At 72.0% G+C, this 19,839-nt stretch carries 21 protein-coding genes; 9 read left to right on the forward strand and 12 right to left on the reverse strand.

Features of this window, described 5'->3' with window-relative positions; all coding sequences use genetic code 11:
* Positions 1–19 precede the first annotated feature (19 nt).
* Genes SMD20_RS29305 through SMD20_RS29320 form a run of 4 tightly spaced genes read left to right on the forward strand, consistent with a single transcriptional unit; the run spans position 20 to position 3,470 of the window.
* Positions 20–2,134 (forward strand): sensor histidine kinase, encoded by a 2,115-nt coding sequence (locus tag SMD20_RS29305; RefSeq protein ID WP_329587379.1) that lies wholly within the window; start codon positions 20–22, stop codon positions 2,132–2,134.
* A gap of 13 nt (positions 2,135–2,147) precedes the next feature.
* The gene (locus SMD20_RS29310) at positions 2,148–2,555 is read left to right on the forward strand and encodes a roadblock/LC7 domain-containing protein (RefSeq protein ID WP_329587382.1); all 408 of its coding nucleotides are present in this window, start codon (positions 2,148–2,150) and stop codon (positions 2,553–2,555) included.
* A complete protein-coding gene (locus tag SMD20_RS29315; protein WP_329587385.1) occupies positions 2,552–2,917 on the forward strand; it encodes a DUF742 domain-containing protein in 366 nt (121 codons plus the stop codon). Before SMD20_RS29310 ends, SMD20_RS29315 begins: the two co-directional genes overlap by 4 nt.
* Positions 2,898–3,470, forward strand: a complete 573-nt coding sequence (locus SMD20_RS29320) for a GTP-binding protein (RefSeq protein ID WP_329587388.1) — start codon at positions 2,898–2,900, stop codon at positions 3,468–3,470. The genes SMD20_RS29315 and SMD20_RS29320 overlap by 20 nt, the downstream gene beginning before the upstream one ends.
* Positions 3,471–3,503: 33 nt before the next feature.
* Here SMD20_RS29320 and SMD20_RS29325 read toward each other — a convergent pair whose 3' ends face one another.
* The 4 genes from SMD20_RS29325 to SMD20_RS29340 all read right to left on the reverse strand — a co-directional run bounded on the left by SMD20_RS29325 (position 3,504) and on the right by SMD20_RS29340 (position 8,675).
* Positions 3,504–3,878 carry a DUF742 domain-containing protein gene (locus tag SMD20_RS29325; protein ID WP_329587389.1) on the reverse strand — a complete coding sequence of 125 codons (375 nt, stop codon included), beginning with the start codon at positions 3,876–3,878 and terminating at the stop codon, positions 3,504–3,506.
* Complete coding sequence (locus SMD20_RS29330) at positions 3,875–6,532, reverse strand: sensor histidine kinase (protein WP_329587391.1); 2,658 nt, start codon at positions 6,530–6,532, stop codon at positions 3,875–3,877. Before SMD20_RS29330 ends, SMD20_RS29325 begins: the two co-directional genes overlap by 4 nt.
* 166 nt (positions 6,533–6,698) lie before the next feature.
* On the reverse strand, positions 6,699–7,373 hold the full coding sequence (locus SMD20_RS29335) for a DUF998 domain-containing protein (protein ID WP_329587393.1): 675 nt from the start codon (positions 7,371–7,373) through the stop codon (positions 6,699–6,701).
* A 165-nt stretch (positions 7,374–7,538) separates the two neighbouring features.
* On the reverse strand, positions 7,539–8,675 hold the full coding sequence (locus SMD20_RS29340; protein WP_329587396.1) for a S1 family peptidase: 1,137 nt from the start codon (positions 8,673–8,675) through the stop codon (positions 7,539–7,541).
* A 182-nt stretch (positions 8,676–8,857) separates the two neighbouring features.
* Here SMD20_RS29340 and SMD20_RS29345 point away from each other — a divergent pair, with 182 nt between their 5' ends.
* Complete coding sequence (locus SMD20_RS29345; protein WP_329587400.1) at positions 8,858–9,325, forward strand: hypothetical protein; 468 nt, start codon at positions 8,858–8,860, stop codon at positions 9,323–9,325.
* Here SMD20_RS29345 and SMD20_RS29350 read toward each other — a convergent pair.
* The gene (locus SMD20_RS29350) at positions 9,319–10,470 is read right to left on the reverse strand and encodes an MFS transporter (RefSeq protein ID WP_329587402.1); all 1,152 of its coding nucleotides are present in this window, start codon (positions 10,468–10,470) and stop codon (positions 9,319–9,321) included. The two genes, SMD20_RS29345 and SMD20_RS29350, sit on opposite strands and share 7 nt — an antisense overlap.
* A gap of 145 nt (positions 10,471–10,615) precedes the next feature.
* Between SMD20_RS29350 and SMD20_RS29355 the strand changes: the two genes are divergently transcribed.
* Entirely contained in the window at positions 10,616–11,893 is a 1,278-nt protein-coding gene (locus tag SMD20_RS29355) for a TIGR04013 family B12-binding domain/radical SAM domain-containing protein (RefSeq protein ID WP_329587404.1), read from the forward strand.
* Positions 11,894–11,907: 14 nt separating this feature from the next.
* Here SMD20_RS29355 and SMD20_RS29360 read toward each other — a convergent pair whose 3' ends face one another.
* Together SMD20_RS29360 and SMD20_RS29365 are read right to left on the reverse strand one after the other, a co-directional pair.
* Positions 11,908–12,162 (reverse strand): hypothetical protein, encoded by a 255-nt coding sequence (locus tag SMD20_RS29360; RefSeq protein WP_329587407.1) that lies wholly within the window; start codon positions 12,160–12,162, stop codon positions 11,908–11,910.
* A 65-nt stretch (positions 12,163–12,227) separates the two neighbouring features.
* Positions 12,228–12,737, reverse strand: a complete 510-nt coding sequence (locus tag SMD20_RS29365) for a VOC family protein (protein ID WP_329587410.1) — start codon at positions 12,735–12,737, stop codon at positions 12,228–12,230.
* 67 nt (positions 12,738–12,804) lie between these two features.
* On the opposite strand from SMD20_RS29365, the gene SMD20_RS29370 reads away from it, so the two are divergent.
* The 3 genes from SMD20_RS29370 (at position 12,805) to SMD20_RS29380 (ending at position 15,041) form a co-directional block, all read left to right on the forward strand.
* Positions 12,805–13,299 (forward strand): MarR family winged helix-turn-helix transcriptional regulator, encoded by a 495-nt coding sequence (locus tag SMD20_RS29370; protein WP_329592710.1) that lies wholly within the window; start codon positions 12,805–12,807, stop codon positions 13,297–13,299.
* A gap of 32 nt (positions 13,300–13,331) precedes the next feature.
* Entirely contained in the window at positions 13,332–13,520 is a 189-nt protein-coding gene (locus SMD20_RS29375; protein WP_329587413.1) for a hypothetical protein, read from the forward strand.
* A gap of 105 nt (positions 13,521–13,625) precedes the next feature.
* Complete coding sequence (locus SMD20_RS29380) at positions 13,626–15,041, forward strand: xylulokinase (RefSeq protein WP_329587415.1); 1,416 nt, start codon at positions 13,626–13,628, stop codon at positions 15,039–15,041.
* Positions 15,042–15,057: 16 nt separating this feature from the next.
* Here the strand turns inward: SMD20_RS29380 and SMD20_RS29385 are convergent, their stop codons facing one another.
* The 5 genes from SMD20_RS29385 to SMD20_RS29405 all read right to left on the reverse strand — a co-directional run bounded on the left by SMD20_RS29385 (position 15,058) and on the right by SMD20_RS29405 (position 19,775).
* Positions 15,058–16,209, reverse strand: coding sequence for a hypothetical protein (locus SMD20_RS29385; RefSeq protein ID WP_329587417.1), 1,152 nt, complete (start codon positions 16,207–16,209; stop codon positions 15,058–15,060).
* Entirely contained in the window at positions 16,206–16,712 is a 507-nt protein-coding gene (locus SMD20_RS29390; protein WP_329587419.1) for a SigE family RNA polymerase sigma factor, read from the reverse strand. Before SMD20_RS29390 ends, SMD20_RS29385 begins: the two co-directional genes overlap by 4 nt.
* A 61-nt stretch (positions 16,713–16,773) precedes the next feature.
* The gene (locus SMD20_RS29395; RefSeq protein ID WP_329587422.1) at positions 16,774–17,139 is read right to left on the reverse strand and encodes a hypothetical protein; all 366 of its coding nucleotides are present in this window, start codon (positions 17,137–17,139) and stop codon (positions 16,774–16,776) included.
* Positions 17,140–17,221: 82 nt separating this feature from the next.
* Complete coding sequence (locus SMD20_RS29400; protein WP_329587424.1) at positions 17,222–18,022, reverse strand: TNT domain-containing protein; 801 nt, start codon at positions 18,020–18,022, stop codon at positions 17,222–17,224.
* A 256-nt stretch (positions 18,023–18,278) separates the two neighbouring features.
* Complete coding sequence (locus SMD20_RS29405) at positions 18,279–19,775, reverse strand: arabinofuranosidase catalytic domain-containing protein (protein ID WP_329587427.1); 1,497 nt, start codon at positions 19,773–19,775, stop codon at positions 18,279–18,281.
* Positions 19,776–19,839 lie beyond the last annotated feature (64 nt).

Genomic DNA, 19,839 nt, shown 5'->3' on the forward strand with positions numbered 1-19,839 from the left:
TCGGTTCAAGATCTTCTTATTGCTGCTGCTACCCCTCCTGTCTCTGAGCGCGCTCTGGGGTTTCGTCCTCAACCTCACCATGGGCGACGCCCAGTCACTGCTCCGCGGCGGCACGCTCTACCGGACCATCGGCGTCGCCACCTCCGACCTGGGACTTCAGCTCCAGGCCGAGCGCATGCGCACCGCCGAGGCGCTCACAACGCGTGAACTCACCGACGTCCTCGGCGCCCAGCGCGCCCGCACCGACCGCGCGGTCGAGGACCTCCGCCGCGCCGTCGCCGAGGCCGGGGGCGGCGCCGCCGACGACATACGCGGCCCGCTGAGCGCGCTCTGGCCCGCTCTCGACCGGCTCGGCCCCGTCAGGGCGGACATCGACGCCGGACGCGGCTCCCGCCTGGGCGGGCTGACCGCGTACAACAACATCGTCGACGCCCTGTTCACCGTCTACGGCCAGCTGCTCACCATCACCGACCTGGCCATCGTCCAGCAGGCCACCGCGACGCAGACCATGGGCCTGGCCAGGGAGTACATCGCCAGGGAGCAGGCGCTCGTCCTCATGGGGATCGGCCGGCAGCGGCTCAGCGGGTCCGAGGTCGCCGCCTTCACCGAGTACGCCGCCTCACGCCGCTTCCTGCACGCGCGCGGCCTCGCCGGTCTCGACGTGGCGCTGCGGCGGCCGTACGAGCAGCTCTTCGCCTCCGACACCTTCCAGACCTTCGTCGCCATGGAGGCGCGGATCGCCCAGACCGGCACGCCGCCCACGAACGGCGCCGCCTGGACCGACACCCTCGACAAGCTCAGCGGCCAGCTCGACAAGGACGCCCGGGCCGCCTCCGAGGCCCTGGCCGCGCGCACCTCCGAGGCCGCCACCGCCACCGTCGTCCAGATCGCCGTCGCGGGCGGCGTCGGGTTGATCGCGGTGCTCGCGTCGATCATCATCTCTGTACGCTTCGGTCGGCGCCTCGCCGCAGAGCTCGGCGGGCTGCGCGCAGCCGCGGTCGAGCTGTCGGAGCGCCGGCTGCCCGACCTCGTGGCCAGGCTGCGCAAGGGCGAGGACGTCGACGTGAAGAAGGAGGCCAAGGCGATCAAGGTCAGCGGATCCGCGGAGATCATCGACGTGGCCAGGTCCTTCGGCTCCGTGCAGCGCACCGCCGTCAACGCGGCCGTCGGCCAGGCCGCGCTGCGCCGCGGCGTCGGCCAGGTCTTCCTCAACCTCGCCCGCCGCAAGCAGGGCCTGCTGCACCGCCAGCTCGCGCTGCTCGACGGCATGCAGCGGCGCACCCACGACCCCGACAAACTCGAAGAGCTCTTCCGCCTCGACCACCTGACCACCCGCATGCGGCGGCACGCCGAGAGCCTGATCGTGCTGTCCGGCGCCGCGCCCGGCCGCGCCTGGCGCAAGCCGGTGCCGGTGATCGACATCGTCCGGGCCGCCGTCGCCGAGGTCGAGGACTACACCAGGGTCGAGGTCCAGGCCATGCCGGTCAGCGCGTTCGACGGCACCGCCGCCGCCGACCTCACCCACCTGATCGCCGAGCTCATCGAGAACGCCACCATCTACTCGCCGCCGGACACCGCCGTCCACGTGCGCGGCGACCAGGTCAGCAACGGCTACGCCATCGAGATCGAGGACAAGGGCCTCGGCCTGTCCACCACCGAGTACGCGGCCACCAACCGCATGCTCGCCAACCCGCCCGAGTTCGACCTGGCGGACAGCGACCGGCTCGGCCTGTTCGTGGTGGCGCGGCTGGCCGAACGGCACGGCATCAAGGTCATGCTGCGGCGCTCGCCCTTCGGCGGCACCACGGCCATCGTCCTGGTGCCGCGGTCCATGGTGACCGAGCAGAGCGCGCTGACGGCCGGCAGCGGCGGCGAGGAGATGGCCGCGGTGCCGAGCCGTACGAGGAAGAAGGCGCTCGCGGTCGTGACCTCGGGCACCCACAAGGGGCTGCCCCGGCGGGTACGCCAGGCCGGCCTCTCGCCCAAGCTCGCGGAGGCGCCCCAGAGCCCGCCGCAGCCGCCCGCTGAGGAGAAGCCCGCCGAACGCTCTCCCGACGAGGTCCGCGACCTGTTCTCCGCCTTCCAGCGGGGAACCCAACGCGCCCGAGAAGAAGCCTCTGAGGAGGGGCCATGAGTAAGGGGGATGCATGAGTGTGCCGACCACCAACACCGGTGAGCTGAACTGGCTGCTTGACGACCTGACGTCGCGGGTCGCGGCGGTGCGCCAGGCGGTCATCCTGTCGACCGACGGGCTGGCGATCGGATACTCCAAAGGGCTCATCCGGGAGGACGCCGAGCACCTGTCGGCCGTGGCGGCCGGTTTCCAGAGCCTGGCCCGCGGCACCGGGCGCCACTTCGGCGGCGGCGACGTACGCCAGACCATCGTGGAGATGGAGTCGGCGTTCCTGTTCGTGACGGCGGCGGGGCAGGGCACCTGCCTGGCCGTGATCGCCGAGGCGAACGTGGACGTCGGGCACATCGCGTACGAGATGGCGATGCTGGTCAAGCGGGTGGGCCAGCACATCACCACCAACCCGCGCGCTGGAGCGTCATGAGTGACAGCCCGCAGTGGTTCGATGAGGAGGCCGGACCCGTCGTCCGGCCCTATGCTCTCATCCGTGGCCGTACGCGTCCCTCCGGGGACGTGTTCGACCTCGTCGCGATCGTGCGCGCCGTCGGCGATACGCCGACCGGCGAGCTCGGTCCCGAGCAGCGACTGATCCTGCGGGCTGCCCGGGCTCCGATCTCGGTGGCCGACCTGGCCGTCGAGCTGGACCTGCCCGTCGGCGTCGTCCGGGTGCTCCTGGGCGACCTGCGTGACCACGGCCTCATCTCGGTGTCGTCGCCCTCCGCCGGAGGCCCGCGCACGAACGAGCGCATTCTCAAGGAAGTGATCAATGGACTCCGTGCTCTCTGAGGATCCCGTCGCGCTGAAGATCCTCATCGCCGGCGGCTTCGGCGTCGGCAAGACCACCCTGGTCGGCTCGATCAGCGAGATCAAGCCGCTGCGCACGGAAGAGGTGCTCTCCGACCGCGGGGTCGGCGTGGACGACCTCGACGGCGTGGAGGCCAAGACCACCACGACCGTGGCGATGGACTTCGGCCGCATCACCATTCGCGACGGGCTCGTGGTCTACCTGTTCGGCACCCCCGGGCAGGAGCGGTTCTGGTTCATGTGGGACGAGCTGTCCTACGGCGCGTTAGGGGCCGTGGTGATCGCCGACACCCGGCGGCTCACCGACTGCTTCCCTTCGGTCGACTACTTCGAGCAGCGCGGCACGCCGTTCGTGGTGGCGGTCAACTGCTTCGAGGGCGCCGACCGGCACAGCGTGGACGACGTGCGCATCGCGCTCGACCTCGACGACGACGTCCCGGTGATGCTGTGCGACGTACGCCGGCGCACCTCGGCCAAGGAAGTGATGATCACCCTGGTCGAGCACTCCCTGAGGACACTCACCTCGGCGAACTGACGGGCACGCACGACGGCGCGCGGCTGAGGGGCGCTACAGCGCCCTCAGGCCGTTGATCACTTCGCGGAGCAGGCTCTCCGTGGGTGAGGACGCGCGGTCGCGCTGCGGGCGGACCGCCACCAGGCCGTACTCCAGCAGGTCGCCCAGCAGCACCCTGATCACGCCGACCGGCAGGCCCACCTCCGAGGCCAGCTCGGCCACCGGCGTGGACTTGCCCGACAGGCAGGCGATCACGCGGCGGTGCTGGGCGCTCAGCTCGGCGCCCGACGGAGCGGGTAGCCCCGTCGCGCCGACGTTCGCCAGCAGGTCGAGCGCCGAGGACGCGGGTCTCGTGCGTCCGCGGGCCACCGCGTAGGGCCGCACGACCGGCCCGGCCTCCTCATCGACCCACTCGTGCTCGCGGCTCACGGCTGAGATCCCCCATCCTGGTCGCTGTCCTGGCGGCCGCGCTGCCAGCCGGACTGGAGCGAGGAGAGCAACGCCCTGGCCTCCTCGGGCGAGCGCTCCGGCGCGGGCGCGGGCTCCGGCGGCGGCGCCTCCTTGAGGCGCGGCGACAGGCCGTTCTGGCGCTGTCTGCGGGGCAGGCTCGCCGGGGGCCGCCCGTCGGCGGCCTGGGGCGGGCCCGCCTGCTCGGCGGGCTGCGGCCTGTTCGTCCGGGCCCGCCGCGGCAGGACCGCCGGCCCGTCACCGTTCCGCACCGGCGAGACGGCAGGACCGCCGCCGTTACGGAACGGGGAGACCTCGGCCGTGTCGCCCCCGAACGGCGAGGTCGCGGAGGCGTCGCCGCCCCGGAACAAAGAGACCTCAGCTGCGTCGCCCCCGAACGGCGAGGTCGCGGGGGCATCGCCCCCGAACGGCGAGACCTCCGGCGTGTCGCCCCCGAAGGGCGAGACCTCCGGCGCGTCGCCGCCTCGGAACGGGGAGTCCTCCGGCGCGTCGGCGCCGAAGGGCGAGAGCGCGGGGGCGTCGTCGCTGCTGCCGAAGGGCGAGGGTGGGGCCGGGTCCGGGCTTGGGCGGGGGCCGAGTTCGTCGTCCATGGGCTGCGCGGGCTGCGGGAGGGCGGGGCCGCGTCGGCTGGTGTGCACGCGGCGCGGCAGACCCCCGTTGACCGCGTTCCCGTTGCTCGCCGGGCCGTCCGTACGCACCACCGACACGGACACCGGCTCGAAGTCCAGCGCCTTCGGCGGCGTCACCAGCGGCTCCACGAGCGACCCCGGCACGAGCACGATGGCGGTGGTGCCGCCGTACGGCGACGGCTTCAGCGTCACCTTGATCCCGTGCCTGACCGCGAGCATGCCGATGACCGCGAACCCCAGGCGCTCGGTCTGCGCCGCGTCGAACTCGGGCGGGCTGGCCAGCCGGCAGTTGATGGTCTGCCGGGTGGCCTCGTCCATGCCGAGCCCGCGGTCCTCGATCTCGACGGCGAAGCCCCTGCCCACCATCTCGCCGCGTACCGAGACCTCGTTGCTGGGCGAGGAGAAGGCGGCGGCGTTCTCGATGAGCTCGGCGAACAGGTGCATGAGGTCGGCGACCGCGGCGCCGGAGACGCCGGCCTCGGGCATCGGGTAGACCCGGACCCGGGTGTACTCCTCGACCTGGGCGGCGGCGCCGCTCAGCACGTCCTCCATCGGGATGATGCCGCGCCACCTGCGCCCGGCCGAGCCGCCCGACAGCAGCACCAGGCCCTCGGCGTGGCGGCGCATGCGAGTGGTGAGGTGGTCGAGCTTGAACAGCCGCTCCAGCGCCTCCGGCTCCTCCGTCTGGTGCTGCATCTCGTCGAGCAGCTTGAGCTGGCGCTGCAGCAGCGACTGGCTGCGCCGGGCCAGGTTGCGCAGCGCCTCCGACAGGCCCTCGCGGAGATGGGCCTGCTCGACCGCGGCGTCCACGGCCGTGCGCTGCACGCTGTCGAAGGCCGCCGCGAGGTCGGCGACCTCGCTGGTGGCGTTCCTGCTCACTCTGATGGGCGGCGCCTCGGCCTCGATGTCCACGCGCTCGCCCTTGCGCAGCTTCGCCACGACGTCCGGGAGCCTGATCTCGGCCAGGTCCAGCGCGGTACGGCGCAGCGCCGCGAGCTCGCGGGTGATGCGGCGGCCGAACCGTAGCGAGATGAAGATCGAGACGATGACCGCGACGAGGCCGAGCGCGCCCGCGACGGCGGCCTGGACGACGATGGCGATGCCGGCGGGCTCCATCCGGCCCAGCAGCCTGTCGCCGGCGCGCCAGACGGCCTCCTGGTATTCGTCCTGCACCTGGGTGGAGATGCCGCGCCAGAGCTCGATGTCCAGCGGCTGGCCGCCGATCGTGCTCTCCACCAGGTTCTCCATGGTGACGTACCTGGGGGAGTAGTAGATCCGCTCGAACGGGGCGCGCAGCTCGGTGTCGAGGTTGGCCAGGGCCTTGGGGAACAGGTAGGCCCTGGAGCCGTCGAGGCCGGCCAGCATGTGGAGGTCGTGCATGGTCGCCCGGCCGTTCGAGGCGATGATCAGCGCGTGCTCGCGGCTGAGCAGCTCGCGTACCTCGTCGGCGGCGATCACGCCCTGGGCCTGGAGCGAGAGCTCGACGTCGGTGCTCATGTTGAGTCGCGCGTACAGCAGGTGGATCTCGTCGGAGATCCTGCCGAACTCGGTGACCAGGCTGCCGGGGGTGACCCGGCGCTCGTCCACCTTGCGGCGGATGTCCGGGATGCGGTCGATGGCGGAGAAGACCGCCTGGAGCTGGTTCTTCATGTCCGGGGTCAGCGCCGCCTGGACGTCCTCCGCGGCCGTGCTCTGCGTCAGGCGCTTCCTGCTGGCGTCCACCTTGGCGCGGGACTCGGCCAGGGCGTCGGGATCGGTGACGTTGTTCCCGATGCGCTCGGCGGAGGCCAGGCGCTCCTTCTGGAGGTTGCCGATCAGGCCGTCCGAGTTGTTGATGACGCCGGTCCAGATGGTCTCGACCTTGAGCAGGTTGAGCGCCTCACCCGCCGTGGTGCTCGCGGCGAAGCCCCACAGCGCGACCAGGGAGACCAACGGGATGACGAGCAGCGTCGAGATCTTGAATCGGATGGATCTGCCCGATGCCATGACACCTGCTCCCGGATAGAAGATCGCGGGAGAGAATAGCATTGAAACGCCTGGTTTTAAGATCGACTAGCGATAAATCTGTGATATTTCGGGAAAACTGCGGCTTTGGGGCCGCTGGGGACACCCCATGTGACCTGCCGGAAACCGTCCGAGCCGGTCCCCGGCGTCAGGCCGCCGTCGTCAGCTCGCTGCGCACCCGGGTGGCCGCAGGCGCCAGGGCGGGGCGCGGCCGCCACGACAGCCACGCCAGCCAGAACGCCAGCACGCCCAGCAGCGTCACCTCCGCCCCCAGCAGCAGCCGCTCCACGAGCCCGATCATGACCCGCTCCCCCGGCAGGGCCACGTACGTGATCGCCAGCAGCCCGAACCCCCCGGCCAGCGTCACCCACTCGACGACCCGCGCCACGGGCTTCCACGCGGCGTCCGCGGTCAACCGGGGCACCAGGAGCGCCCCGGCGGCCGGCAGGCTCACGAAGGCCGCGACGGACACGTACCGGTGGATCTGCGCCGCCAGGTCCAGGTTCTGACCGATCGGCGTCGTCGGGATGACCGCCGCCACCACCAGCGCCCCCGACCACAGCAGAAGCAGGCGCTCCGGCAAGCCCCGCACCGGAGCGCCCGCGGACCGCAGCCCCGCCAGCAGGGCCAGCGACCCGAGCCCCAGCACCGCCATCGCGACCTCCGTGACGCCCCCGCGGTCGGAGACGGCGTACTCGCTGATGGTCACGTTCATGGGGTCGAGGTAGGGGCCCGGGCCGAACTGGCCGGCCACCACCGCGACCACCGCGAACACGATCGAGCCACAGGCGGCGGCCGGGAGGAGCTTCTTTGCTGCGGTCATGCCACCACCATCCCGCCGCCGCCCCTCCCCCGGCATCCGGCGCCGTCCCCGATCCGCCCCTGACCCGACCCTGACCTCCTCAGGGTTCCGGGCGCGAAAAGGACCGCGCAGCGTGCCCGGGTCTGGTGGGCGCGCTGCGCGGCGTGTGTGTGTTGGGGGGAAGGATCAGCCGGTACGGAGGGTGAGCCCGTACACGCTCAGAGCCTCATTGACCGGCTGGTGGTAGGTGGTGCCGCCGACCGAGCAGTTGCCCGAGCCGCCCGAGGTCATGCCCTGGGCCTGGTTGCCCGAGATGAACGAGCCGCCGGAGTCGCCGGGCTCGGCGCAGGCGCTGGTCCTGGTCAGGCCGGTGACCGTGCCCTGCGAGTACCTGACGGAGGCGTTGTGCTGCTGGATGGTGCCGCAGCGCCAGCCGGTGGTGGAGCCGGAGCGGCAGATGGACGCCCCCACGGACGCCTGCGTGGACCCGCGTACGGTCACGTTCGCGCCGCCGGAGCCGCGCACGTACGGCGTGGCGGTGTTGCCGCTGTCGGCGGCGACCCACGCGTAGTCGTTGCCGGGGAAGGACGAACCCTGGAAGGTGCCGGACGGGTTCGAGGTCCTGTTGCCGGCCCGGCCGCAGTGCCCGGCCGTGGTGAAGCCCTGGACGCTGCCCTTGGTGACGGGGAAGCCGACGCTGCACCGGCTGGAGCCGATGTAGTACGGCGCGCCGCCGATGATGTTGATGAAGAGCGTCGGCTGCTCGGCCGTCGCCGCCACGCTCACCGCGCCGCGGTCCACGCCGGCGGCGGCGACCAGCGCCTCGGCGGCCTCGACCGTGGGTGCCTGGACGGAGACGGTGTTGGTGGTGACGTCGACGTACCAGAGGGTGGCGTTGTTCTTGGCCTTGCGGGGGGCCTGGTCCAGCTTCTGCTTGACCGCGTCGAGGTCGGCGAGGGAGCGCTGGACGACGACGGGCTGCGCGCCGCGCGCCGAGATGGCCGGAGCGGCGGCGGCGTCAGTGGTGGCGACGTTGAGCTTGGAGGCGTCGGCGTTGAGCCAGGCGCCGCCGAACGAGCCGCCGAGCTGGCTGCTCAGCGCGGTCTCGGTGGCGGCGGCGCGTTCCTCGTTGGCGAGCCGGGTGACGACCTGCGCCTCGGAGAGACCGAGGTCGCGCTCCATGGCGTCGATCACGGCCGGGGGGACGGACGGGGAGGCGGACTGAGGCGCGGGTTCTGCCGCTGCCGCGGCCGAGCTGAGGGGGGTGGCGAGACTGACGGCGAGGATGATGCCGCCGGCCAGCGCACAGCGTTTACTCGACATGTGCACTCCTCGGGTGGGGGTGCTGTCAAGCTAACGGCTGGTAGGGCCGCTGTTCAGATGTTAATGAGTCCCTATTTCGGTGTTATGGCGGCTTTTTGGCCCTGGTCCAAAAGGCGACATCTCCCGCCTTAAAGGCGAACGTCGAGGTAGGCAGGTAATGTCCCGGGGCTGGAGGTGTTGTCGTGCGCAATGGTGTTCGTCATCTTCTCGGCGCCGGCGCGGGACTGCTGGCCACGCCGCTCGTGGCGGCGGGTTTCGCGTACGGTCACGTTCAGCTTCGCTCCGCTCCCGACTGGCTGCCGCTCGCCGCGTTCGCGGGCGCGGCGCTTCTGGTCGGCGTCCTTGCCGGATCACGGCTTTCCCCGCTCGCCTCGCTGCTGCCGGGCCTCGCCCTGACCGGGCTCGCGGTCGCGGAGCTGGCCCGCCTCGACCTGACCTGGCTCCGGATGCCCGGCGCGTATCTGGCCGGCTACGAGCGGCTGGTGAGCTTCGGCGCGCCCGCCGCCGGGTGCGTGCTGCTGGCCGCCTCCGTCTTCCCGTCCCGGTGGCAGGCCCGGCCGGCCGCGCCGGAGGCGCCTCCTCCCCCGCAGCCGGAGGAGGAGACGCCCGCGCCACCGCCGCTGCCGAAGCGGATCCCGTCGCGCTACTGAGCGACGACCCGCTCCCTGCGGCCGGCCAGTACGGCCACCACCAGGTACGGCACCGCGAACAACGCGAACGCGGCCCCGTTCGACAACCGCCCGGAGACCGCGCCGTAGCCGGCGTAGACGGCGAGCGTGATCACGTTCACGCCGAGCCCGGCCACCGACGTGACGGTGGCCCTGGCCGCCCCGCCGATCCGCTTCTGCAGCCGGGCGTCGGCCACCACCCCGGCGAGCTGGAACGCGCCGAACGCCCCGGCGATCAGGACGAACCCGGCCGGATGCCCGCTCAGCGCCCCGGCCGCGAGGGCGACGGCCGCCGCCGCGACGGTGAGGCCGTAGGCCCGGTCGGGCAGCCGCGCCGCGACCCCGGCCAGCAGCCCGCCGGCCGTGGCCCCGATCCAGACGACGAGCACCAGCAGGGGCACCGCGCTCTCCGCGACACCGGTCTCGACGCCCAGGAACGGGATGTACTCCTCCAGCGCGCCCCAGATCGCCGTGACGAAGGCGACCAGCAGAAGCGCCCGCAGCACGGCGCGATCGGCGCGCGCCACGGCGAGCCCCGAGCGCAGGACCGCGAGGTAGCCCTCCTCCCCCGCCGCGCGCGGGGCGCGGTGCTCGGGCAGCGTCAGCGCCGTGACCGCGCAGAGGACGCAGGCCGCCACGCTGGCCGCGCCGACCACGGCGTAGCCGCCGACGGCGAAGACGGGCACCGCCAGGCCGATGGCGAGGGCGTTGGCGACGAGCCCGGCGGCATCCGCCCGGCCCATGACGGCGGCGTAGCGGTCTTCCTGGCCCCGGCGTTGCAACTCCTCGTACGCCAGGGCTTCGTAGGAGCCGGACACGAGGGCGCCCTGCGCCCCCCACAGCACGAACCCGGCGGCGAAGGCCCAGAAGGACGGGACCGAGACCCACAGGGCGTAGCCGGCCCCGGCCAGCAACGGGCCGAGGAACAGCAGCAGCCGCCTCGACACGGTGTCGGCCCAGGCCCCGGACGGGACCTCCAGCACCATGCCCGTCACCGACCAGATGACGAACAGCACGGATGCCTCGGCGACGGACACCCCGGCGTCGGCGAACAGCAGCGTGTAGACCGGGTAGAGCAGGATGAATTCGCCTAAAAACGCATAGGCGTACAGCTTGAAGACGAGCATGAGGCCCTCCAGCAGGACGAACAGGATCTCCGGGAGCTCGTCGCCCCGGAGGTCCGCGCGCCCCGCGCGGGCCTGCGGCCGTCAGTCATCAATGTCGTCGGATCATGCCCGCGAGTCTAGCGGCCCCGCTGCTACCCTGCGGTGCGTGGCCAGGGCAGTGAGCGTGGTGGTGCGCTATCGCAAGGCGGTGACGTACGGCGTGCACGCGCTGCTCGCCGCGCTGGAAACCGCGCAGGTCGAGCACGAGCTGCGGCTCGGCACCACCCCCGAGGAGACCGCCGGGCACATCAGGGACTCCGGGGCCGACCACGTGCTCACGCTCTGGTCGTTCTACTCGCCGGACGCCGAGGCCATGGCCGCCGAGCTCGCCGTGGTAAAGGAGCTGAGCGGCGGGCGCGGCCTGCACATCGCGGGCGGCGTGCACGCCACGGCCGAGCCGCAGCAGGTCATCGACGCCGGCTGGGACCTCGCGGGCATCGGCGAGGGCGAGTCCACGATCATCGCGCTGGTCCGGGCGCTGCGGGAGGACACGCCGCTCACTACCGTCCCCGGCCTGGCCGTCAGGGATACCGACGGGGTCGCGCTGCGCACCCGGCCCGCGCCGCAGCTCCCGCTGGACGCGTTCCCGTCCTTCGTGGGCAGGAACGGGCCCATCGAGATCACGCGTGGGTGCCGTTACACCTGCCGGTTCTGTCAGACGCCGTTCATGTTCGGCGGCCAGTTCCGGCACAGGTCGGTGGCGAGCGTGCGCGAGCACGTACGGGGCATGGTGGAGCGCGGGCTGAAGGACATCCGGTTCATCACGCCCACGTCGCTGTCGTACGGCTCCCCCGGCCCCGACCCCGACCTCGGCGCGGTGGAGGAGCTGCTGGCGGGGGTAAAGGAGGAGCTGCCGCCGCACGGCCGGGTCTTCTTCGGCAGCTTCCCGTCGGAGGTGCGGCCCGAACACGTCACGCCGGAGGCGATGCGCCTGCTCAAGCGGTACGTCGCCAACGACAACCTGATCATCGGCGCCCAGTCGGGCTCGGACAAGGTGCTCGCCGCCTCCGGGCGCGGCCACGACACCTCGCCGGTGCGCGACGCGGTGCGCATCGCGGTCGAGCACGGCTTCCGGCCCAACGTCGACTTCATCTTCGGCATGCCCGGCGAGGACGAGTCCGACCAGGCCGCCTCGCTCCGGCTCGCCGCCGACCTGGCCGAGCTGGGCGCGCGCATCCACACGCACACGTTCATGCCGCTGCCCGGCACGCCGTGGCGGGACGCCGAGCCGGCCTTCATCCCGCTGGCGACCATGAGCGAGCTCGACCGGCTGGCGCAGCGCGGCGACGCGTACGGACATTGGCGCAAGCAGGCCGAGCACTCCGCCCGGCTGGCCGAGACCGCCAAGAACTACCCGCGCCGGGCCCGGCGCCGGCGCGCCTGACCGGCCGGGGCGGGTCAGGCGGGGCGGCCCGGGTCGTCGTCCTCGTCGTCGAAGGCGGCGTTCAGCGCCCGCTCGAACGCGTCGCTGACCGGCCGCAGCGCCTGCGCGAACGCGTTGACGAGCGGGCCGATGATCTCGGACACCTCGGTCATGAGGTCGGGGCTCTTGCTCTCGGGAGGCGCCCAGCGCATGGCGTCGGCGCTCAGCGTCTCCCATTCCTCGACGACACCGTCGATGGCGTCGAGCACATGATCAGGATCGCTTGGCATGACGGCTCCCCGCGGCGAGAAAGGGGTCAACACCACGGTAACCCAGCCGGGGGCGCGGCGACCGCTCAGGCCGGGACGGAGACCCCCACGCCGCCGCGCGTTTGGGCGCCGAAACGCTCCTTGTCGGCGGCGAGGTCGAGCGGCCTGATGCGGGAGCGGGCGGCGAGGATCTCGTCGGTCAGCAGTGCGGCCGGCACCAGCCAGGAGACCTCGAACTCCAGCCCGTCGGGGTCCTTTGCGTACAGGGCCTTGGTGGAGCCGTGGTCGGAGGCGCCGACCAGCGCGTCCAGCTCGCTCAGCCGGGCGGCGATCCGCTCCAGCTCGTCGAGCGTGTCCACCTCCCAGGCCAGGTGGTAGAGGCCGACGGAGGTGCGCCCGGCGCCGGACGGCGCGGCGTCCGCGCCGATCTGGAACAGGCCGAGGTCGTGGTCGTTGGTGGAGCCCGGCGCCTGGAGGAAGGCGGCGCCGCGCATGCCCATGACGACCTCGAAGCCGAGGGCCTCGCGGTAGAAGGCGACGCTGCGATCGACGTCGCGGACGTACAGGACGGCGTGGTTGAGGCGCTGGACCGGCATGATGATCCCCTTTCCCGGGTGTCTCACCTTAAGTATATGAGAGTTCAACTAAAATGGGAGTGTGACGATGACGACCCGATGGCTGGACGAGGACGAGCAGCGGACCTGGCGCGCGTTCCTGGCGGCCACCCGGCACGTCCAGGAGACGCTGGACCGGCAGCTCCAGCGCGACGCGGGCATGCCGCACGCCTACTACGAGATCCTCGTGCGCCTGTCCGAGGCCCCCGAGCGCACGCTGCGCATGAGTGAGCTGGCCAGCCGGGCCGGCAGCTCGCAGAGCCGGCTGTCGCACGCCGTGGCGCGGCTGGAGGAGCGCGGCTGGGTGCGCCGCGAGCGCTGCCCGGCCGACGGCCGGGGCCTGCTCGCCGTCCTGACCGACGACGGGTACGCCGCGCTCGCCGCCGCCGCTCCCGGCCACGTCGAGGAGGTCCGGCGGACCCTGTTCGACGTGCTGGAGCCCGGCCAGGTCGCGGTTCTTGAGGAGATCTGCGCCGCGATCGTGTCACCTTCCGGCGGGACACACGGCGGAGGTAGCGCGAAAAGTGTCGGGCGGAGGCCGTAGCGTTCTCCCGGTACCCGAGCGAGGAGAGGCCGATGCACCACTCAGAAAAGGCGCTGTTCCTGGCGGTCCACGGCATAGCGGGGCGGTTCGCCGGCCAGCCCGTGCCCGTGGTCATGGAGGCGCTGCTGCGCGGCCTGCCCAAGGCCCCCGGCCTCGAGGTGACGGAGATCCGCAAGATCGCCGAGGAGATCAGCGTCGGGCGTGACCCCTCGGGCTTGTGACCGCCTGATCGCGGAGGGGAAGCGACGGGCGAAAACGGCACGGCGGGGTTACCATTTGTCGCGTCTGATCCAGCTTGCGCCCGAACACGTGTGAGGAGTCCGTGAGTGACGCTGGTCGCTGGGGTCGATTCTTCGACGCAGAGTTGCAAAGTCGTCATTCGTGACGCGGAGACGGGCGCGCTGGTCCGCGAGGGCCGCGCCCGGCATCCCGAGGGCACGGAGGTCCACCCGTCGCACTGGTGGGCGGCGCTGCTGGAGGCCCTGGAGGGCGCCGGCGGGCTCGACGGGGTCGCGGCCGTGAGCGTGGGCGGGCAGCAGCACGGCATGGTCTGCCTGGACGAGTCCGGAAATGTCGTACGCGATGCCTTGCTCTGGAACGACACCCGCTCCGCCCGGGCCGCCGCCGACCTCACCACCGAGCTGGGCGGCCCCCAGGCGTGGGCCGACGCGGTCGGCTCGGTGCCGGTGGCGTCGTTCACGATCACCAAGCTGCGGTGGCTGGCCGAGCACGAGCCGGACAACGCCCGCCGCACCGCCGCCGTGTGCCTCCCCCACGACTGGCTGATCTGGCGGCTGGCCGGGGCGCTCGCCTCCGGCGTCCCGTTCTCCCGCGAGGGCTGGGCGGACGCGCCGCTCGCGCCCCTCGACGCGCTCACCACCGACCGGGGCGACGCCTCCGGCACCGGCTACTGGTCGCCGTTCACCGGCTCCTACCGCACCGACCTGCTCAAGGCCGCCTTCGGCGGGACGCCGCTGCTGCCCCGGGTGCTCGGCCCCACCGGCCGCGCCTACGACGGCGACGTCCTGCTCGCGCCCGGCACCGGCGACAACATGGCCGCCGCGCTCGGCGTGGGCGCCCGCCCCGGCGACGTCGTGGTCTCGCTCGGCACCTCGGGCACCGCGTTCGCGGTCGCCGAACAGCCGAGCGCCGACCCGACGGGCGCGGTGGCGGGGTTCGCCGACGCGACAGGCCGCTTCCTGCCGCTGGTGTGCACGCTCAACGCCGCCCGCGTCCTCGACGCCGCCGCCCGCATCGCCGGCGTCGGCCTCGGCGAGCTGAGCGAGCTCGCGCTCCAGGCCCCCGCCGGGGCCGGCGGGCTGACCCTGGTGCCCTACCTTGAGGGCGAACGCACCCCCAACCGCCCCACCGCCACCGGCTCGATCCACGGGCTGACGCTGGCCACCGCCACCCCCGCCCACCTGGCCCGCGCGGCCGTCGAGGGCATGCTGTGCGGCCTCGCCGACGCCCTCGACGCGCTGCGCACACGGCCGGAACAGGTGCTCATGATCGGCGGCGCCGCCCGCTCGGAGGCCGTCCGGCGGATCGCGCCGACCGTCTTCGGCGTGCCCGTCACCGTGCCGCCCCCTGCCGAGTACGTCGCCGACGGGGCCGCCTACCAGGCCGCGACGCTGCTGACCACGCCGGAGTGGCGGGCGGAGGACACGGCCACGTACGACGGCGAGGCCGTCCCCGAGATCCGCGCCCGCTACGCCCGCGCCACCGAGCACATCCTCGACTGACGGGGATCGTGCCCGTTCATCGGCCCTCGGTCGGGAGGTAGGGCTCACGCCAGAGCTCCCGGCCGGCGGCGTCGTACCCGACGACCTCGAACCCCTTCCGGTAGATGTCGCCGTCGTACCCGTGCCGGCCCGCGAACAGCCGTACGCCGATCCCCCACGGATCCTTCCTGGTCGGCGCGGCCGCCTTCCGCCCGTCGGGGAAGACCAGCTCGACCTCGGTCGTACGCGCGTCCGCCACGACGCCGAACCAGCGGCGCTCGCGCTCGTGCAGCAGCACCGGCATCCTCCGCCCGCCCAGGTCCCGCATGAGGTCCTTGGTCCGTACGAGGTCGGCGGCCACCGGATCGCCGTCCAGCCGCCAGACCAGGGTCCGGTCGGGGACGTCGAACACGTTGGCGCTCAGCCCGCCGCCCAGCCGCAGCACCGTGCCGACGGGCTCGGCCGTCGCCTCCGGCACCGTCAGCGGCGTGTGCGCCGCCGTGGCCACCGTCATGCCCCGCGCGTCGGTGAACGCGAAGCCCGTCACCCGGGTCGAGGCGGGCACGGTGACCGTCCAGATGGCCCGGGGCGCGCCGGCCGGTCGCGTGATCTGCCCGGGCGTCCGTTCTCCCGTGGCCGAGACGGCGTTCACGCCGACGACCTGGTCGCCGGCCGCGCCGAAGTACAGCGTCTCCTCGGGCGGCGGCCACGACTCGGTGGTTCCTTCGAATGACGCGGTCCCGCCGGCCGGCACGGCTTTGCAGGATGACGACGACGAGCCCGTCCTGCTCCGGTGCAGCCGGCAGAAGGCCAGTGCGCCATCGGAGCGCCGCGCGTACCAGAGCTCCACCGCCCCGCCGAGTGCCGGATCGTCCACGACCAGCCGGTCGCCGAGCGGCGGCTTGTCCTCCAGCCCGACCTCGGGCACGTGAGCGCCGGTGGACGGCACGGGCTGGAGAACGCCGGTGGCCACGTCCCCGCCACCGCCGCCCAGCCCCATCGTCACGACCGTCACGGCCGCCGCCGCGCCCCCCACCGCCGCCAGCATCCGCATCCGGTCCCGCCGTCTGCCCCGCGACCGCGCCACGACCCGCCCGGGCAGCCCGGCCGGCGACTGCGGCGCGTCCTCGGCCGCGTGCCGGAGCGTGCTCCGCAACAGGCCCTCCACCCGCTCGTCCTCGGTCCTCATGAAACGCCCTCCTCGGTCTCGCGACGGTCGTTCGACAGGGCGGAACGCAGCTTGCCGAGCCCCAGGGAGGCGTGGCTGCGCACCGTCCCGCGCGAGATCCCGAGCACCCGGGCGATCTCCTCGTCCGCCAGGTCCTCGTAGTAGCGCAGGACGAGCACGGCCCGCTGCTTGCGCGGCAGCCCCTTCAGCGCCTCCCACAACCCCTGCTCCGCCGGCGGCAGGTCGTGGCGTACGTCGCCGGGCCCGTCGGGCAACTCGCCGAACAGGTGCTCCCGCCTGCGCCGCCGCCAGACGCTGATGTGCAGCCTGGCCATGATCGTGCGCGTGTACGCCTCGGGGTCCTGCTTGCGCCGTACGCGGGGCCAGGCCCGATGCAGCCTGATCAGCGCCTCCTGTGTCAGATCGGCCGCGTCGTGGGCGTTGCCGCTGAGCACGTAGCCGTACCGCAGCAACGCGTCGGCCCGATCCGCCACGAAGCTCTCGAACCTGGAGTCATCCTCCAAGATCCAACCTTTCCTCGTTCCGTCCCCCTGTAGACGGCCCGAGCCCCCGAACTGTTGAACCTCACCCGGTCGCCCTGGGCTCCCTGAAGAGCCAGGCACAGAGCAGGGCGGTGCCCATGAAGCCGGCCGTCGCGGGAACGGCGATGACAAGGTGGAGCGAGAGGTTCCCTTCGGGCATCCAGGAGACGTGATCCGACTGGATGAAGGCGACCGCCAGCATGGCGAAGGGCGCCAGCAGCCCTACGAGCGGCCAGACAGGCAGGCGGGCCAGCCACGCGGCCGCCATGCTGAGCGGGAAGGGCGCGAGGGCGAACGCCGACAGCAGCCTGAGCTCGGAGTCCGAGTCACGGGTCGGCCAGTGGAGGAGCAGCAGCAGCGCGACCGCCACCGCGGCCCCGGCCAGGGCGGATCTCAAGAGGAGGCGCACAGCGTGATTCTGGGGCATCAGCCGCGGCCGAGTCGACGTCAGGGGGCCCCACCGGCTGGAGGTCGGCGGGGCCCCGGCCGGTTCACTTGACGGCGGTCACGAGATCGGCGGACGTGAACGGATTGATCTCTTTCAAGAACTTCCTGTCCACCAGCACGCTCACCGGCACCTCGTCGTTCGTCGGCGGGAACGTCGGGACGAGTCTGCTGATCACGTGGTATTGCGTGCCGCCGCCCGGCATCTGGAACGCGGGAGCGGCCGGGCCCACCTCGGCACCGAACGGCATGAGCACCTCGAACGCGTGATAGTTGCACAGGTTCATGGGGGCCGTGGAGTTGGTGTTCAGGTTCCGCGGCGGCAGCGCCCGCCTGATGAACAGGTCGCCCATCGGCGCCAGGAACGAGCCCGCGTTGCTGCCGAACCGGTCGAGCCTCATGCCGGGCAGCAGGGTGGTCGTCTTGAGCAGGAGCCGGCCGTTCGGGTAGTTGCCGGAACGGCCGAAGCCGGAGTCAGGCGGGAAGCGGTAGTTGTTCAGGGCGTAGTCCCAGTAGCGCGAGAGAAAGTGCTGCGGGGAGAGGCTGCCCAGCGGCACGTAGCCGTGCAGGAGCGCGCCCAGATATCCGGTTCTCGGCAGGATGGTCGGCCCGAGGTCGGGATCGCCGGTGATGTAAGGAGGGCCGCAGACCCGCTTGCCGGTCACAGGGACAGCGGTCGTCCGGCTGGGCTCGTCCTTGCTCGAAGACGGCGTGCTGAGCTCCGACTGCTGGACGAGCCGGGTCTCGGGCTGGACGGCGCTCTCGGCGTACGCGGCCATGCCGCCCATGGCGCTCAATGTCGTGCATATCGCGGCGGCCAGCATGGCGCCCCGTCGGTTGTACGGCATGACTTTCCCGTCGATCCTGAATGGCGAACGAATGAGAACTGATCACCAGCGAATGGACGGCCAAGCGCCGCATATAGTGATCGATTCCTACATTCCCGCCATCGCCGGAATCGCAATCTCGGGCATTCTAAGAGAACAGCAAAACTCGAAGGCTAAATAGTCATATGTGGTGATTTGTATTCGATGTCGGGTATGGCGCGCGCCTCCTCGACGGCCGCGCGGCCGTCGAGGAGAAGCCGGATCGAGCAGGCCGGCTCTACGGTGCGATCGACCAGAGCTGGCAGGTGTTGTTGAGCCACATCCACAACCGGACCGGCGTGCCGTTCGCCGTGCCGCAGTTCTGGTTGTCGAGCACCATGCCGCTGTTCTCCACCACGAGCTCGTACCGGCCGTTGCCCGCGGGGACGACCGCCCACTGCTGGCAGGTGTTGCCGAGCGGCTGCCACAGGTTGACGGCGGTGCCGAGGGCCAGCCCGCAGTTGACCGCGTCGAGCACCTTGCCGGCGTTGACGTTGGTGATCGTCCACTTGTTCGCGCCGACGCTGGTGAAGCGCCACTGCTGGCAGGTGTTGCCGAGCGCCTGCCACTGGTCGATCTGCGTGCCGTTGGCCGTGCCGCAGTTGACCGCGTCGAGCAGCTTGCCACTGGCAAGGTTGGTGATCCGGTAGGTGGCTCCGTTCACGGGGAAGGTCACGCTCTTGCTGTAGCCGACGGAGACGATGTTGGCCTGCACGGCATTCTCGGTGGCTTCGCTCGGATAGCCGCTGGTCATGACGCCTTCGAAGAACGAGCCGACGGAGCCGTTGCTGTTGTCGCCGCCGATGCCGAGGATGATCGCGCCCTGCTTGGTCATCGGGCGGTAGCCCGCCTGGGTGGGCAGCGGTCCGTCGTACCGTGTGGCCAGGCCGCCGGACTGCGCGTTGCCGTCCTTGATGGCGTACGTCGAGGTGCCGTTGTTCTTCAGCATCGCCGTCACGAACGCGGAGTTGCGGCCGGTGTTCGCGGTCCAGGAGCCGTTGCCCCCGGCGAACAGTCCGTTCTCCAGGTCCGCCGCGACGCGCGGACCGCCCGCGCACGGCGCGAACCAGCAGAGCGTGCCGAAGTAGATCGCGTCCATGTCGCCGTTGCCGGTGTCCATGTTGTTCGTCTCGGCGTTGCCGTAGTCGAAGCAGCACCGGTCGTTGACGTGCGTGCCCTCGGTCACCATGTACATGCCCTCGGGCTGGCTGCCGGTGGCGACGCCGTTCGTCGCGTTGTTGCGGTAGCCGTTGCCCGCGGACATGTAGATGCCGTAGACCTTGTGGCCGCCCGCCGTCACGGGCAGGGCCGCCGCGTTCGCGCCCTGGTCGGCCGTGGGGTTGGCGCCGCCGCCCGGAGCGATCGTGAGGTCGTTGTGGCGCGAGGTCTGGTCGTAGACGCGGACGATCGTGCAGTACGTGCCCGAGCAGAAGGAGTCCTGGGTCGCGGCGTTCGCGTAACCGCCCGCGCTGAGCACGCCGATGTTGGCCGTCGCGCCGTCGGACCAGCGCCGCACCTGGTAGAGCGGCCCGTTGTAGGAGCCGAAGAGGGCACGGGTGGTGCTGTGCGCGGCGACGCACGGGGTGCCGCCGTTCGCGTAGATGTCGCAGGACAATGTCCCGGCCGCCTGTGCGGTGCCTGGCGGCACGGCGACCAGCGCGGTGACGACGAGCGCCGCGAAGGAGGCGACGGTGAGGGCCGTTCGCCGCCAGTGGCGCAGAGACCAGAAACCCATGGTGTGCCTTTCATGTGCGGCGAGGCAGCGCGGTGCCAGGCGGTGGCCGGTGAAGGAAAGGATG

This window comes from Nonomuraea sp. LP-02 (genome assembly GCF_036289125.1).
In the GTDB taxonomy this organism is placed as follows: Bacteria; Actinomycetota; Actinomycetes; order Streptosporangiales; family Streptosporangiaceae; genus Nonomuraea; species Nonomuraea bangladeshensis.